Here is a 15212-nt window from a genome sequence, read left to right as displayed (position 1 = left end):
AGCAAGCTTTTCTTCTATTAAAATCTTGAACTTTTTTAATATAACTTTTAATCTTTTTTTCTTTGAGCAAAATGGAAGTGCAATTTTATGAATACACTAAGAAGATCGATTTTATTAGGGTTTGTTTTTTTTAGTATGCTATCTTTTTTTTCTGCAAGAGTTCAAGCAGAACCAGCAGAGGTTTCTTTAACTGTAAAAAGCAGTTTTTGTTTAGATGATCAATATTATGTTTGTTTAAGCGACAATAGCCATTTTGTGTTAAATAAGGTGCTCATTCATAAGGGATCAGGTTGGTTTGGAGTAGATAAATATGGTAATCCTGCAGCCAGTTGGCTTATTGGTGATCCTGTATCTATACAGCGTACAGGGGAGTATGATTGGCCATTTCAGATCGTTAATCTCTATACTCAACAAGGTGCTTTTGCTACTTTAGTGAACTTTGAAGCTAGAAATTATGAACGTATACAAGATAGGTTACGAGACTTACTTAACGTTTTAAAGGGAATACAAAATGATCTCTCTGTTATAAAATGCGATATAAAAACCATTAGACAAGAAAATTTCTTAAAAAGATCTGCTCCTGCAAATTAGCTATGAGCAATTTTTGAATACTAGGTTTATTTGCGATATCACTTCCATAAATGGTTTTTTTGACTATTAATTAAAGCGCTATTTAATAGATCTATTTTTTCACTAAAAGCTCCTGTCATACATAATTTCCTCTTGCTCTTTAGTAAGTTCTACATGCTCTTTTACGTTTAAAGAGTTGTGAGTTGTAGAAAGAAGAAAGTCAAAATATTTTTTATGTAAAGCAAGCTCTTTTTTATCAGTAATAAGAAAAGCAAATCTAGCGTCTGCAATCATTTTTTCGGCATAACCTCCAATTTCTAGATTAAAATATATTGAATTTCAAAGGCACTATATTATAGTTTTTTTCTGAAAAAACATGTCTCTATATAGAGAGCGTCTTATTCCAGGGATTTCAAAGGAAAATCTATGAAAGTTATTTCAAAATGGGTAAAGCTTGTTATTTTTGCTCCTGAATCTCACGCAGATCAAATAAGAGCTGCTGCTGCTAAAGCAGGAGCTGGAAAAATAGGTAAATACTCTTGTTGTAGTTTTTCTGTAAAAGGAGTTGGAAGATTTCAACCTGAAGAATGGTCTGAACCTTGGATTGGTAAAAAGAATCAATTAGAAGAGGTAATAGAAGAGCGAATTGAGATGCTTTGCGAAGGAATTTATATAAAACAAGTCGTTGAAGAAATTAGTAAAGTTCATCCTTATGAAGAGCCTGCTATTGATATATATCCTGTTTATCAAAGAGACTTTTTCACATGAGCAAATGAAAAGCATGTTGCTTTCTTGTACTAATATGACTTGATATCCTTTATAAGAATCCTTAAGTAGCAAGTTTCCTTTTCTTTCTCTTAATAGAGATTGAATTTTGTATTGAAGTAATTCAATGCAAGAAATTTAGAGAAGGTCTCCAGTTCTTATTTTTTTAATTAAATGAGTCTTTAAAGCAATTCCAACTAATTTGCATTAGAGTGCATTTTTTAAGTGAAAAATTTAAAAAAGGATTTTGCAATTATTACAAAAATTGCTTGTAAAAATATTTAAATATAAATTTAATCAAGTTATTTTATTAAATTAAAATTATATAAAAAAAAGTAATTTATAATTTTAATGACTATAAATTGTTATCTTATATAAATTAGTCTTTCTGATTTTTTATTTTTAAAAATAATTTTTTAATTTATATATAGGATATTTAATTTATGATACTAGTAAAAGAAAATGATACGATTATTATTAATGGACATGATCTAACTACAGAGATTTTAAACCAAGCTGGAAGAAACGCTAAATCTAAAGTGGAAGTTTCTGCAGAGACGAAAAAAAAAATCGAAGGTTCTCGAGAGTTGTTAGATCGGTTTGTAGAAGATAACCGGGTGATTTATGGAGTAAACACAAGTTTAGGTGGTTTTGTAGATTGGCTAATTCCTATTATCTCTGCTGGACAGTTACAAGAGAATTTAATTTCTGCGGTTGCAACAAATGTAGGTTCTTACCTTGATGATCGCATAGTAAGAGCTACTATTTTAACGAGATTGAATTCTCTAGCTCGAGGTGCTTCCGCTATTTCTTGGGTTAATTTTGATAAATTAATGCAAATCTATAACGCTGGAATTCTTCCTTGTATCCCTTCAAAAGGATCTCTAGGTGCAAGTGGAGATTTGGGACCTTTAGCATGTATTGCTCTTGTTGCTACAGGTAAATGGAAAGCAAAGTATCAAGGTCAAATTATCTCTGGAGAGCAAGCTTTAAAAGAGGCAGGTATTCAGCCTATGAAGTTAAGCTTTAAAGAAGGCTTGTGTTTAATTAATGGAACATCTGCAATGGCATCTTTGGCATCTTTACTTGTGGAGAAAGCAATTTCGCTTATTAAAACTTACGATGTAATTTCTTGTTTGACTTTTGAGGGTTTAATGGTGAAAAAGAAACCTTTTCATCCATTTGTACATGCGCAAAAGCCTCATCAAGGTCAGTTGATAACCGCTAAAAATATTTGGGCCATTTTGCAAGACTCGCAAATGGCAGTAGATGAAAAATCTGTTGAAGAACAGTTACAGTCTTATGTGCATACCCAGCCAATAGCTACTCAAGCTCCTATTGAAGATGCTTATTCCATTCGTTGTACACCTCAAATTATCGGACCTATTCGAGAAAACCTTGAATGGGTTCAGAAGGTAGTAACCAATGAATTAAATTCAAGTAATGATAATCCCTTGATCCTTTGCGAACATCAAGAGGTATTTCATAATGGACATTTTCACGGACAATACATTTCCATGGCCATGGATCATCTTTCTATATGTATGACTACATTATCTAATCTATCTGATAGACGTATTGATCGATTTATGGATAAAAATCATAGTAACCAATTACCTGCTTTTTTATGTCTGGAAAATCCAGGTTTGCGACTAGGATTAATGGGGGGTCAGTTTATGTCAGCTTCTTTAACAGCTGAAAACCGCTCTTTATGCAGTCCTGTTTCCATTCAGTCGCTCACTTCAACTGGAGATTTTCAAGATATTGTTTCTTTGGGACTTGTTGCTGGTCGAAGAGCTCAAGAAATTTATGAAAATAGCTGTTATGTATTAGCTTTTGAATTATTATGCGGAGTGCAGGCTGCCGAAATTAGAGGTGCAAATCTTTTAAGTAGTGCTACAAGAGAGGTGTTTAGCACGGTACGTAAATATGTTCCTTATTTATCGACGGATCAATGCTTAACTGATTACTTAGAGAAGTTAGCAGATATCATTAAAACTGGAGTTTTACTACAAGAAGTGGAAAAAATCCAGGGAAGAATACCATTTATGAAGGAGTAGAGAGGTTTTTATCTTGAGAGGATAGTAGAAGTCTTGTATAGAAATGAAGATTAAGCACTTCTCTTTAAGGCCCTCACATATGTCTACAGAAAAATCTTTCGACCAAGATTTCATGAAAGGAGTGGTATACATCCTACTTTCAACTATTGGGATTTCTCTCTTTGGGTTGTTTTCTAAGTTTGGATTGGATGGTACTCCTTTTTTCTTAATCACATTTTTACGGTTTGCCATTCCTTTTATTTTGCTCTTACCATTTTCTCTAGCAAAATATTCTGTTGTTCAACTTTGGAAAGCAACGAACTGGAGAATACAATGGCTGCGCAGCAGTTGTGTACTTGTATATCAGTATTCTTTCTTTTATTTTTTAAATCAGCAATCTTTACTTGATGCAGCTGTTTTACAAAATACTTCACCCTTATTTATTTTAATATTTGAAAGCTTTTTTCATAGACAGCGTCTAAATATGATTACTTTATTTAGTATCGTGATTTCTTTTATAGGGGTACTTTGCATTTTACAGCCAGATCTTGAAGTTATTAGTAGGATTAGCTTAGTAGGATTTCTGATTCCGGTAGCTTTAGCAGGCTCTCAAGTAATCTATTCTCATCAAGTGCATCATACTCCTCAACAAAGCACATTATTTTTCTTATTTTTTCTCTGCTCTATTTTTACTGGAGTTTTTTATCTTTTCTCAGGGGAATTATTTCAGACAAGCGCTTATGGACATACAAGTAGCCTTGTGCATATATGGGTTTTACTAGGCATGGGAGTGACAAGCATTTTTAACCAGTCTTTTCGTGGGTTTGCTTATCGATATGCTAGGCCGTCCATTTTAGCGCCATTTTCTTATGTAGCTCTTCTGTTTTCAGGATTGTTTGACTGGCTTATTTTTAATCGGTTGCCTAATTTCTGGTCTGGCTTAGGTCTTGCTTTGGTTATTATAGGTAGCGTTATTCAATTTTATGGAAAAAAGCGCTTCATTTCTTAGGCTACAGTGTGAAAGGTCTATTTAAATAGAGAAGCATTTGATGAAAAATTTCTTTCTCTGCGTGATTGCAATCAATGACATGAAGTAATTTAAGCTCTTTATAATACATAATTAAAGGAGCTGTTTGCTCATGGTATATTTGCAGGCGTTTACTAGCCACTTCAGGTTGATCATCAGATCGATAAGTCAAATGCGCGTGACATATATCGCAAATACCTGCTTTTTTTGGTGGAGAATTGAACAGATGGTAAGGAGTATGGCACTTTGCGCAAATTAGACGATCTTGCAAGCGTCTAATAATCTCTTGATCGCTTAAATCTAAATTAAAAACAAATGGTTCAATTTTATTTTTTGTAAAATAAGTTTGTAATTTTTTAGCTTGAGCTAATGTTCGAGGGAACCCATCTAAAATATAGCCTTTTTTGCAATCTACCATAGAGATTCTTTCAAATAGCATATGTAAAATAATTTCATCTGGGACTAATTGGCCATTCTGCATATAGACATCTACCTCTTTACCGAGCTCTGTCTTTTTATGAATTTGTTCTCTAAGTAGGTCTCCTGTTGAAATATGAGTGAGATGGAAATATTGAGATAAATTTTTTGCTTGGGTTCCTTTTCCAGATCCAGGAGGACCTAGTAGAATAAATACGTGCATGTCAGTAGGAGATTCAGCCATAAAACACCGGTTAAAAATAGTTTGAAAAGAGGTTTAATCTTAACAGAAGCTTCTTAAAGAGGTTTAATCTTAACAGAAGCTTCTTTTTAAAAAATAACATTTTTTTATTTTTAGAAAATGGAAAAGAGTCCGAAACTTAAAGGACTTGTACAGAAATTTTTTTGGCTGGTTGGATTTTTTTTCTGTTAAATTTTATTTTTACTATTCCGTTTTTACATATAGCTTCTGGACTTTTTGTTTCATCTACAGCGCTAGGTAAGGGGATACTGTAAGAGAAAGAGCTAGTAGCCTTTCTATAAAACTTTTTTTTACTATCTTTTGTCTCTTCTTTTTTAATTGCTTTAATCCAAAGAATTCCCTGGTTTAAAGAAAGCTCTATTTCTTCTGATTTAATACCAGGGACATAGGCTTCTATATAAACATATTTTTCATCTTCTGATATAGTTAAACCTGAGGACTCTTCAAAAGGATTAAAAAGAAACATCCCTCTTTTTTCTCCAAATAAAGAAAAAGGGCTGCTGATGTGAGGGAAAAATTCATGAAGATGGTGAGTTAGATTGCGACTCATAGATTTTAATTTGGTTATGTATGTAATTTATAATTTTATATATATCTAGTTTAAATAAAAATAAACAAGAAAAAAGTGTTGGAAAAAAGTAATGAGTTTTATAAAATGCTAGATTTGGGATTGCAAAAATCACTCTATTATATAGGATTTTAAAGTCTCTTATTGAAAAGGTTTATGGCAAAAGAAAAAGTAAAAACCTTCGGTATTTTAAGAAGTATTTTTTGGCCTGTTCATCGCTCTGAACTTAAAAAAGTTCTTTCCATGTTGCTTTTGCTATTTCTCATTTGTGTAAGTTACAGCGTACTAAGAAATTTAAAAGATGCAGTTATTCTAACAGCAAAGCATTCAGGGGCAGAGGTAATCCCTTTTATTAAGGTGTGGGGGATTTTCCCAGCTGCAGTTGGCTCTACTTGGCTGTATACTCGCTTGAATCGCTATTTTAGTAAATCAGCTGTCTTTTATATTACCATTTCTAGTTTTCTTACCTATTTTCTTGTATTTGCCTTCATTTTATATCCAAATAGCGAAAAATTGCATCTACATACAATAGGAAATTGGTTATCTGCTGTTTTACCAGAAGGATTTCAAGGTTTAATAGCCTTAGTGCGTAATTGGACTTTTACCTCTTTCTATATAGTTTCAGAGTTATGGGCTACTTTATTGTTAGCTGTAATCTACTGGGGTTTTGTAAATGATGTAACATCTGTAAATGAAGCAAAAAGAACGTATGGGATTTTAAATGTGGGTGCAAATATAGCCCCTGTTTTAGGGGGGGCTCTAGCTTTAGTTTTTAGCAAACCTTTTACTAATTCTTTTTTACCCACTAGTAAAAATCTTTGGAGCCAAACAATCTATCAGCTTATTTTGTTAATTGTGGTTTTAGGGGTTGCTTGCATGGGTCTTTATGCTTGGGTTAATCACTATGTGTTAGCTGATAAAGAAAGAAAAGATCCTTGCTTGATTAAACAAGAAATTAAAAAACAACTTTCCATTAGAGAGAGCATAAAATACATTCTTCACTCTAGGTATCTAGTTCCTCTTGCTATCATTGTTTTAGGCTATAACATTAGCATTAACCTTACAGATGTCTTATGGAAAGCTCAGTTAGCAACTCTATTTAGCGATCCTAATATCATGCTTGAGCACATGAATAAAATAACTATCGGAATTGGTATATTAGCTACCTGTGGAGCTTTGTTTTTTTCTATTTTAATTACAAGACTTGGTTGGACTTTTACTGCAGTTATAACCCCAGTGATCATGACGCTGACTGCTATTGGTTTTTTTACTTTTATGTTTTGCACTGATTCACTGGCTGCTTTTTCAGCAGCTATTTTTGGGCTAGCTCCTTTTGCAATGACGGTATACTGCGGATCTTTACAAAATTGTTTAAGCAAGGCTTGTAAATATTCGGTATTTGATGCTTCTAAAGAAGTAGCCTTTTTACCTCTTAATAGTGAATCTAAACTCAAAGGAAAAGCTGCGATTGATGGTCTAGGTTCAAGTTTAGGTAAGTCCGGTTCTTCATTAGCTTATCAGATGTGTATTATTATAATGGGAAGTGTAGCTCTTTCAGCTCCTTTTGTAGCTGGTATTTTATTTCTTATTTTAATTGCTTGGATTTCATCTACTTTTTATTTAGGCAAACAGTTTAAACAAATGACTGTAGTTGATAAACCCATTTCTATGCAGAGTCTGCCAGACTCTAATCTATAAGCTAGTCCTTATCAATCTATTTTATATAAAACTTGCAAAAAATAAGTAAAACATACATTAAATATTTTATGTAAGTCCAAAGCGAGTTGTTCACAATGAGCAAGCCAATCATTCTAATTACAGGAATAAGTGGAAGAATAGGCTCGAAAGTAGCAGAGTATTTTTCTCAAGATTACCAAATCATTGGTTTTGATGTTGCTCCGCCTATAAATCCGAAACTGAAGTTTATTAAAGTAGATATTTCGTCTGACGAAAGTGTACTCAAAGGATTTGAGCAATTAAAAAAAGACCACGGAGATAAAATAATTTCGGTTATCCATCTTGCTGCTTACTATAGTTTTGCAGAGCCGGAGAGTGAAAAATACGATCAAATTACTGTAAAAGGTACTCAAAGACTTCTAAAAGGTTTAGCCCATTTCCAATTGGAGCAATTTATCTTTTCTTCGACAATGTTGATATACAAACCAACTCGACCAGGAGTTAAAATAACAGAAGATTCGCCTATAGCTCCTTCTTGGGGATATCCACGCTCTAAAACACAAACAGAGTATCTTATTCATGAATTGAGAAAAGGATTTAGTAGTGTTAATTTACGCATTGCAGGTGTTTACGATGATAAATGCCACTCTATCCCCTTATCTAATCAAATGCAGAGGATTTTTGAAAACCAATTAGAAGCTCATCTTTTTTCTGGTGATATTCATTGTGGGTCTAGCTTTGTACATATGAATGATTTAGTAGAAGCTATCAGCTTATGTGTAAAGAAACGTAAAGAGCTCCCAGAAGAGATTAATCTGCTAATTGGGGAAGATAAAACTTTTAGTTATGATGAGCTGCAGAAAAAAATGGCTTCTTCACTGTATAAAAAAGAATGGAAAACTTGGAGAGTTCCTAAACCAATTGCCAAAATAGGTGCTTGGTTTCAAGACCATCTGCCGTTTATGAAACCTTCTTTTATCAAACCTTGGATGATTCAAATTGCAGATGATCATTATGAATTAGACATCTCAAAAGCAAAAAGGTTCCTAGGTTGGGAGCCAAAAAAATGCGTGGATAAAACTATTTTGCAATGGGCTAAAGAATTAAAAAAAGATCCGATAATTTGGTATACAGAAAATGGGTTGAATATACCTAATTTTCTTAAGAAAAAGAGGCAATGAAAAAATTATTTTGTTTTCTTAGCATGGCTTTAGGAATTTGGTTATTTGCTAATCCTTTAACCTTTTCTTATCAAGACGACCTACTAATGTATAATGATCTTAGCATAGGGTTGCTTATTACATTATTTGCTATAGGGTTTTTTTATACTAAAAAAAAGGGATTTGCATGGGGTATAACAGGGCTTGGTATCTGGCTAAAATTGGCTCCTCTTGCATTTTGGGCTTCTCAGTCTCTTATTTATTTAAATGATACGCTAATTGGGTCTTTAGCAGTTGTTTTTGGTTTTCAATTAGCAATGTCTGAAATTTCTTTTGAAAATACAAACTTTTATCCCAAAGGGTGGTCTTTTAATCCTTCTTCTTGGACTGCAAGGGTTTTGACTATTGCTTTAGCTCTTGTGTGTTGGTTATTTTCACGATATATGGCGGCTTATCAACTAGGGTACATTGCTTATGTTTGGGATCCATTTTTTTTAGATGGAACAAGTAAAGTACTCAATTCTGATGTTTCCCATGCATTTCCTATTTCTGATGCTGGCTTAGGAGCTTTTGGATATACTTTAGAGTTTTTACTCGGATGGCAAGGCGGTAGTAAAAGATGGGCAAAAAACCCATGGCTTGTTTGCTTTTTTGGTTTTCTTGTCGTTCCTGTAAGTATTATTAGCGTTCTGTTAATTATTTTACAGCCTGTAGTTGTTGGTGCGTGGTGTAGTTTATGTTTAGCTACAGCTTGTTTTATGTCTATTATGATTTTATTTACAGCTCCAGAGCTAGTAGCTACTCTTTTGCTTTTAAAAGAAGCAAAACACAAGCATTGTTTTTGGCAAACCTTTTGGCATGGGATACATATAGAGGAAAAAAAACCCAAGTTTTTCAAGCAGTCCTTTGGGATCACATTGCCTTGGAATCTGCTTTTATTAATTATAGTAGGTGTTTGGTTAATTATTAGCTCCTATTATATAAGTAATGGTTTTTTAATTAACATACATTACATATTAGGACCTTTAATTGCTTTTATTTCTTTGATTTCCTGTGCAGAAGTATTTCGGTCCTTGCGCTTTTTGAATCTGCTATTTGGGGCTATTTTACTTGTTGTGGTTTGGTTTCATCACGAAATCTCCTTGTTACTTATCTTTCATAATCTTTTTTTAGGGGCTTTAATTTGCTTCTTATCTTTCCCAAAAGGAAAAGTTCTTGAAAAATATGGCTCTTGGCAACGTCTAATTTTTTAAAGTTACAATTTTTTTTCTCTATGAGAAAGAGAAAAAAAGCGAGAAAAGGAATTGCGAAAAAAGAGGTATATTATGTATGTTGTTTACTTCCTTAGAACGTAAGATTTAAGAAACGCAAAAGGAATAGGATCAACGAGATTGGTTCAAAAGGTGTTTAACAGCAAAACAGAAGTGACGTGCAAGCAAAATAGAGCTTGTGTAAATGGGATAAATAAAATTATTTTATTTGCCTGTTAATTTTTTTTAATATGAGCAAATTTTCAAGAAATATATTTTCTGAGAATTTGATCTTGGTTCAGATTGAATGCTGGCAGCGTGGATGAGGCATGCAAGTCGAACGAAGCTAGAGGGTAACCTTTAGTTTAGTGGCGAAAGGGTTAGTAATACATGAATAACTTACCCTTTACCTGGGGATAACGACTGGAAACAGGCGCTAATACCGAATGAGGTACCGATAAAGAGTTATTGGCTATCAAAGTGGGGGACCTTGTAAAGAGGCCTTGCGGTAAAGGATAGGTTCATGTGATATCAGCTAGTTGGTGTGGTAAAGGCGCACCAAGGCTAAGACGTCTAGGCGGATTGAGAGATTGACCGCCAACATTGGGACTGAGACACTGCCCAAACTCCTACGGGAGGCTGCAGTCGAGAATCTTTCGCAATGGGCGAAAGCCTGACGAAGCGACGCTGCGTGAGTGATGAAGGCTTTCGGGTTGTAAAACTCTTTCGCGCAAGAGCAAAGTGGTTTAGTGAATAACTAAGTCATATGAGAGTACTGCGTAAAGAAGCACCGGCTAACTCCGTGCCAGCAGCTGCGGTAATACGGAGGGTGCAAGCATTAATCGGAATTATTGGGCGTAAAGGGCGCGTAGGCGGGATTAAAAGTCAGATGTGAAATTCCGAAGCTCAACTTTGGAGCCGCATTTGAAACTGCAATTCTTGAGGGATGGCGGAGGAAACGGAATTCCACGTGTAGCGGTGAAATGCGTAGATATGTGGAAGAACACCTGTGGCGAAAGCGGTTTTCTAGCTTTTACCTGACGCTGAGGCGCGAGAGCAAGGGGAGCAAACAGGATTAGATACCCTGGTAGTCCTTGCCGTAAACGATGTATACTTGATGTAGTTAGGCTCAACCCTGGCTGTGTCGTAGCTAACGCGATAAGTATACCGCCTGAGGAGTACGCTCGCAAGGGTGAAACTCAAAAGAATTGACGGGGGCCCGCACAAGCAGTGGAGCATGTGGTTTAATTCGATGCAACGCGAAGAACCTTACCCAGGCTCGAAATGCAAAGGACAGCATCAGAGATGATGTGTTCCGAAAGGATCTTTGTATAGGTGCTGCATGGCTGTCGTCAGCTCGTGCCGTGAGGTGTTGGGTTAAGTCCCGCAACGAGCGCAACCCTTATCATTAGTTGCCAACACGTGAAGGTGGGGACTCTAATGAGACTGCCTAGGTTAACTAGGAGGAAGGTGAGGATGACGTCAAGTCCGCATGGCCTTTATGTCTGGGGCTACACACGTGCTACAATGGTCGGTACAGAAGGCAGCAAGACCGTAAGGTGGAGCAAATCCTATAAAACCGATCTCAGTTCGGATTGTAGTCTGCAACTCGGCTACATGAAGTTGGAATTGCTAGTAATGACGTGTCAGCAACAACGTCGTGAATACGTTCCCGGGCCTTGTACACACCGCCCGTCACATCATGGGAGTTGGTTTTACCCGAAGTCGCTGACTTAACCGCAAGGGAAGAGGCGCCTAAGGTAAGGCTGATGACTGGGATGAAGTCGTAACAAGGTAGCCCTACCGGAAGGTGGGGCTGGATCACCTCCTTTTAAGGACTAAAATAGTTCCTTAAGGTTGAGACAAGCTCTATTTTGTCCACGTCACTTCTTTTTTGCTGTTAAGCAAGTTATCTTGATAGAACTAAATTTAGTCAGAGAGAGAAATCTCAAATAAAGCGCAAAGTATTAAAGTGGAAAAGATTTCACTGATGTAAATTGGCGCTTGAGAATGAAAAGAAGAAGAAACGGCGAAGAAAAGGAAGCTCAAAAATTAGCAGCAAAAAAGTTTTGTAATCAAGCTGCTAAGGGCTGTTGGTGGATGCCTTGGCATCGAAAGGCGAAGAAGGACGTGTAACCTGCGAAAAGCTTCGGGGAGTCGGAAAAGGCGTAGAACCGAAGGTATCCGAATGGGGGAACCCGATAGAGAAGCCCTCTATCATCTTTAAATGAATACATAGTTTAAAGAAGCAAGACCTGCTGAAGTGACACATCTCAGTAAGCAGAGGAAAAGAAATCTAGAAGAGATTCCCATAGTAGCGGCGAGCGAAGTGGGAAGAGCCCAAACCAGGAATTAATTTCTGGGGTTGTAGGGCCTATTATAAAGCGAAATCGAGTTTAGCAAAATGGTATGGAAAGGCCAACGAAACAGGGTGAGAGTCCCGTATGCGAAAGATGAGATAAGCGAGATAGGTACCTGAGTAGGACCGGGCACGGGAAATCCGGTCTGAAGCAGGGGGGACCACCCTCCAAGGCTAAATACTAAAACGATGACCGATAGCGAACAAGTACCGCGAGGGAAAGGTGAAAAGAACCCCTGTTAGGGGAGTGAAATAGAAACTGAAACCAGCAGCTTACAAACGGTCGAAGGCCTATGCACCGTAAGGTGAATGGCTGACGGCGTGCCTTTTGCATGATGAGCCAGCGAGTTAAGCTACATGGCAAGGTTAAAGAACAAACGTTCTGGAGCCGAAGCGAAAGCGAGTGTGAATAGCGCGTATAGTCGTGTGGCTTAGACACGAAACCAAGTGATCTATCCATGACCAGGATGAAGTTCGGGTAAAACCGATTGGAGGTCCGAACCAGTGTCTGTTGAAAAAGACTTGGATGAGTTGTGGATAGGGGTGAAAGGCCAATCAAACTTGGAGATATCTTGTTCTCTTCGAAATAACTTTAGGGTTAACCTCGGGAATACCGACTTGGGGGTAGAGCACTGAATCCACAAGGGAGGCTACCGCCTTACCAAAGGGAATCAAACTCCGAATACCAAGAAGGAATCCGGGAGATAGACTGTGTGGGATAAGCTACATAGTCAAAAGGGGAACAGCCCAGATCGCCGATTAAGGCCCCAAATTCTATGCTAAGTGAGTAAGGAAGTGAAGTTTCAAAGACAGTTGGGATGTTGGCTTAGAGGCAGCCATCATTTAAAGAGTGCGTAACAGCTCACCAATCGAGAAACTTTGCGCCGATAATAGACGGGACTAAAGTATAGAGCCGAAATCGCGGGTGTATCGATAAGATATGCGGTAGGAGAGCGTAGTATGTGCGGAGAAGATATACCGTGAGGAGTGTTGGAGCGCATACTAGTGAAGATGCATGGCATGAGTAAACGATAAAAGAGGTGAAAATCCTCTTCGCCGAAAACCTAAGGTTTCCAGGGTAAAGTTCGTCTTCCCTGGGTTAGCCGGCCCCTAAGCTCAGGCTGAAAAGCGTAGGCGATGGGAAGCAGGTTAAATATTCCTGCGCCGCTAAAGAGCAATGGTGAAGAGATGACGGAGTAAGTTAAGCGTGCGGACGATTGGATGTCCGTGGAGCTGTGAGGAGGGTCTGAAGGGAAGTCCACAGACAAAAATCTAGGCAGAGCCCAAGGGGAACTGAAAGGGGAACCGATGACGTAGCACGATGCTTCCAAGAAATAGTTTCTAACCGTAATTTAGCGACCGTACCAAAACCGACACAGGTGGGTGGGATGAATATTCTCAGGCGCGCGAGACAACTCTCGTTAAGGAACTCTGCAAATTACCCTCGTAACTTCGGGAGAAGAGGGGCCAGAGTTCGTAATATTCTTCGCGAATAGAAGCGAAAGCTGGTCGAAGAGAAATGGCCCAGGCGACTGTTTAACAAAAACACAGCACTATGCAAAGTCGTCTAAGACGACGTATATGGTGTGAAGCCTGCCCAATGCCAAAAGGTCAAAAGGAGATGTCAGTTGAGCAATCGACAAAGCATTGAATTAAAGCCCTGGTGAATGGCGGCCGTAACTATAACGGTCCTAAGGTAGCGAAATTCCTTGTCGGGTAAGTTCCGACCTGCACGAATGGCCTAACGATCTGGGCACTGTCTCAACGAGAGACTCGGTGAAATTGTAGTAGCGGTGAAGATGCCGTTTACCCGCAACAAGACGGAAAGACCCCGTGAACCTTTACTATACTCTGATATTGGCTTTTGACTTTTCATGTGTAGGATAACCGGAAGACGTAGAAGTTGGCTCGTTAGGGCAAATGGAGTCGACCTTGAAATACCGGTCTTGAAAGGTTGAAAATCTAACGATATTCCGTGAAACCGGAAGTTGGACATTGTCAGACGGGTAGTTTGACTGGGGCGGTATCCTCCTAAAGAGTAACGGAGGAGTTCAAAGCTTCCCTCATCGTGGTTGGCAATCACGAATAGAGCGTAAAGGTATAAGGGAGGTTAACTGCGAGACCAACAAGTCGAGCAGATACGAAAGTAGGACTTAGTGATCCGGCGGTAGAAAGTGGAATCGCCGTCGCTTAACGGATAAAAGGTACTCCGGGGATAACAGGCTTATCGCCACCAAGAGTTCATATCGACGTGGCGGTTTGGCACCTCGATGTCGACTCATCGCATCCTGGGGCTGTAGAAGGTCCCAAGGGTTTGGCTGTTCGCCAATTAAAGCGGTACGCGAGTTGGGTTCAAAACGTCGTGAGACAGTTTGGTCCCTATCTGTTGTGGGCGTAGGATATTTGAGAAGAGCTGCTTCTAGTACGAGAGGACCGAAGTGGACGAACCAATGGTGTGCCGGTTGTACTGCCAAGTGCATAGCCGGGTAGCTATGTTCGGAAAGGATAAGCGTTGAAAGCATCTAAACGCCAAGCCTCCTTCAAGATAAGATATCCCAATGAGACTCCCTGAAGATGACAGGGTTGATAGGTTGGATGTGTAAGCATAGTAATGTGTTGAGCTAACCAATACTAATAGGTCCATTGGCTTGATTACTTTTTTTTCATCATCACTATTTTCCTTAAAATAAGGAGAATACTGAAGATGCAGCTAAAAAGCTGTTTTGGAAACTAACAAACTCAAGCGTCAATTTGCATTAGTGAGAGGAATCTGACAAAAATTTAGTCTTGGTGGCAATAGAGAAGAGGAAATACCTGATCCCATCCCGAACTCAGAAGTCAAGCTCTTCATCGCCGATGGTATTATACGCAAGAGTATGGGAGAGTAGGTCGCCGCCAAGTTTTTTTCTATCCACCCTAGTTAGTTAGACCTAACTAGGGTTTTTTTTATGTCTAAAAATAATAAAAAATAATTTAAATAAGCCTACTAAAGTGTAATTACGTTTCTTTATAGATTTAATCTATGAAGAAAATGAGGAGGCTAATATAATGACTTATTCAGATAATAAATATTCATTTTTTTAATATCTAAAAATAAACTTTTAATTTAACTAAAGTA

The 15212-nt window shown here is 37.6% G+C and carries 10 protein-coding genes and 3 rRNA genes; 10 read left to right on the top strand and 3 right to left on the bottom strand.

Annotated features, from left to right (window positions below; translation table 11 throughout):
* Positions 1-87: 87 nt before the first annotated feature.
* Positions 88-591, top strand: a complete 504-nt coding sequence (locus tag RHAB15C_RS04770; protein ID WP_194844869.1) for a hypothetical protein — start codon at positions 88-90, stop codon at positions 589-591.
* A 102-nt stretch (positions 592-693) separates the two neighbouring features.
* On the opposite strand, the gene RHAB15C_RS04765 is transcribed toward RHAB15C_RS04770, so the two are convergent.
* Positions 694-864 carry a hypothetical protein gene (locus RHAB15C_RS04765; RefSeq protein ID WP_194844870.1) on the bottom strand — a complete coding sequence of 57 codons (171 nt, stop codon included), beginning with the start codon at positions 862-864 and terminating at the stop codon, positions 694-696.
* A 132-nt stretch (positions 865-996) separates the two neighbouring features.
* Here RHAB15C_RS04765 and RHAB15C_RS04760 point away from each other — a divergent pair, with 132 nt between their 5' ends.
* From RHAB15C_RS04760 to RHAB15C_RS04750, 3 genes are all read left to right on the top strand, one after another.
* Positions 997-1338, top strand: a complete 342-nt coding sequence (locus tag RHAB15C_RS04760; RefSeq protein WP_194844871.1) for a YqfO family protein — start codon at positions 997-999, stop codon at positions 1336-1338.
* A gap of 440 nt (positions 1339-1778) precedes the next feature.
* On the top strand, positions 1779-3395 hold the full coding sequence (locus RHAB15C_RS04755; protein WP_194844872.1) for a phenylalanine aminomutase (D-beta-phenylalanine forming): 1617 nt from the start codon (positions 1779-1781) through the stop codon (positions 3393-3395).
* 79 nt (positions 3396-3474) lie between these two features.
* Positions 3475-4383 carry a DMT family transporter gene (locus tag RHAB15C_RS04750; RefSeq protein ID WP_194844873.1) on the top strand — a complete coding sequence of 303 codons (909 nt, stop codon included), beginning with the start codon at positions 3475-3477 and terminating at the stop codon, positions 4381-4383.
* Between the two features lies 1 nt (position 4384).
* On the opposite strand, the gene RHAB15C_RS04745 is transcribed toward RHAB15C_RS04750, so the two are convergent.
* Both RHAB15C_RS04745 and RHAB15C_RS04740 read right to left on the bottom strand, forming a co-directional pair.
* Entirely contained in the window at positions 4385-5062 is a 678-nt protein-coding gene (locus RHAB15C_RS04745; protein WP_194844874.1) for an adenylate kinase, read from the bottom strand.
* Between the two features lie 136 nt (positions 5063-5198).
* On the bottom strand, positions 5199-5630 hold the full coding sequence (locus RHAB15C_RS04740; protein ID WP_194844875.1) for an Hsp20/alpha crystallin family protein: 432 nt from the start codon (positions 5628-5630) through the stop codon (positions 5199-5201).
* Positions 5631-5804: 174 nt separating this feature from the next.
* On the opposite strand from RHAB15C_RS04740, the gene RHAB15C_RS04735 reads away from it, so the two are divergent.
* The 6 genes from RHAB15C_RS04735 to rrf all read left to right on the top strand — a co-directional run bounded on the left by RHAB15C_RS04735 (position 5805) and on the right by rrf (position 14995).
* Positions 5805-7346 carry an Npt1/Npt2 family nucleotide transporter gene (locus RHAB15C_RS04735; RefSeq protein ID WP_194844876.1) on the top strand — a complete coding sequence of 514 codons (1542 nt, stop codon included), beginning with the start codon at positions 5805-5807 and terminating at the stop codon, positions 7344-7346.
* Between the two features lie 95 nt (positions 7347-7441).
* Complete coding sequence (locus RHAB15C_RS04730) at positions 7442-8506, top strand: NAD-dependent epimerase/dehydratase family protein (RefSeq protein WP_194844877.1); 1065 nt, start codon at positions 7442-7444, stop codon at positions 8504-8506.
* Entirely contained in the window at positions 8503-9738 is a 1236-nt protein-coding gene (locus tag RHAB15C_RS04725; protein ID WP_194844878.1) for a vitamin K epoxide reductase family protein, read from the top strand. The genes RHAB15C_RS04730 and RHAB15C_RS04725 overlap by 4 nt, the downstream gene beginning before the upstream one ends.
* 272 nt (positions 9739-10010) lie before the next feature.
* Positions 10011-11567 (top strand): 16S ribosomal RNA (locus RHAB15C_RS04720).
* A gap of 241 nt (positions 11568-11808) precedes the next feature.
* Positions 11809-14750 (top strand): 23S ribosomal RNA (locus tag RHAB15C_RS04715).
* Positions 14751-14880: 130 nt separating this feature from the next.
* Positions 14881-14995, top strand: a 5S ribosomal RNA gene (rrf, locus tag RHAB15C_RS04710).
* The 16S, 23S and 5S rRNA genes sit together here, the layout of an rRNA operon.
* The last annotated feature ends 217 nt before the right edge of the window (positions 14996-15212 follow it).

The sequence above is a fragment of the Candidatus Rhabdochlamydia porcellionis genome (assembly GCF_015356815.2).
Classification (GTDB): Bacteria; Chlamydiota; Chlamydiia; order Chlamydiales; family Rhabdochlamydiaceae; genus Rhabdochlamydia; species Rhabdochlamydia porcellionis.
Note: the sequence above shows the minus strand (reverse complement) of the source record. Positions and strands in the feature narration are given on the sequence as shown.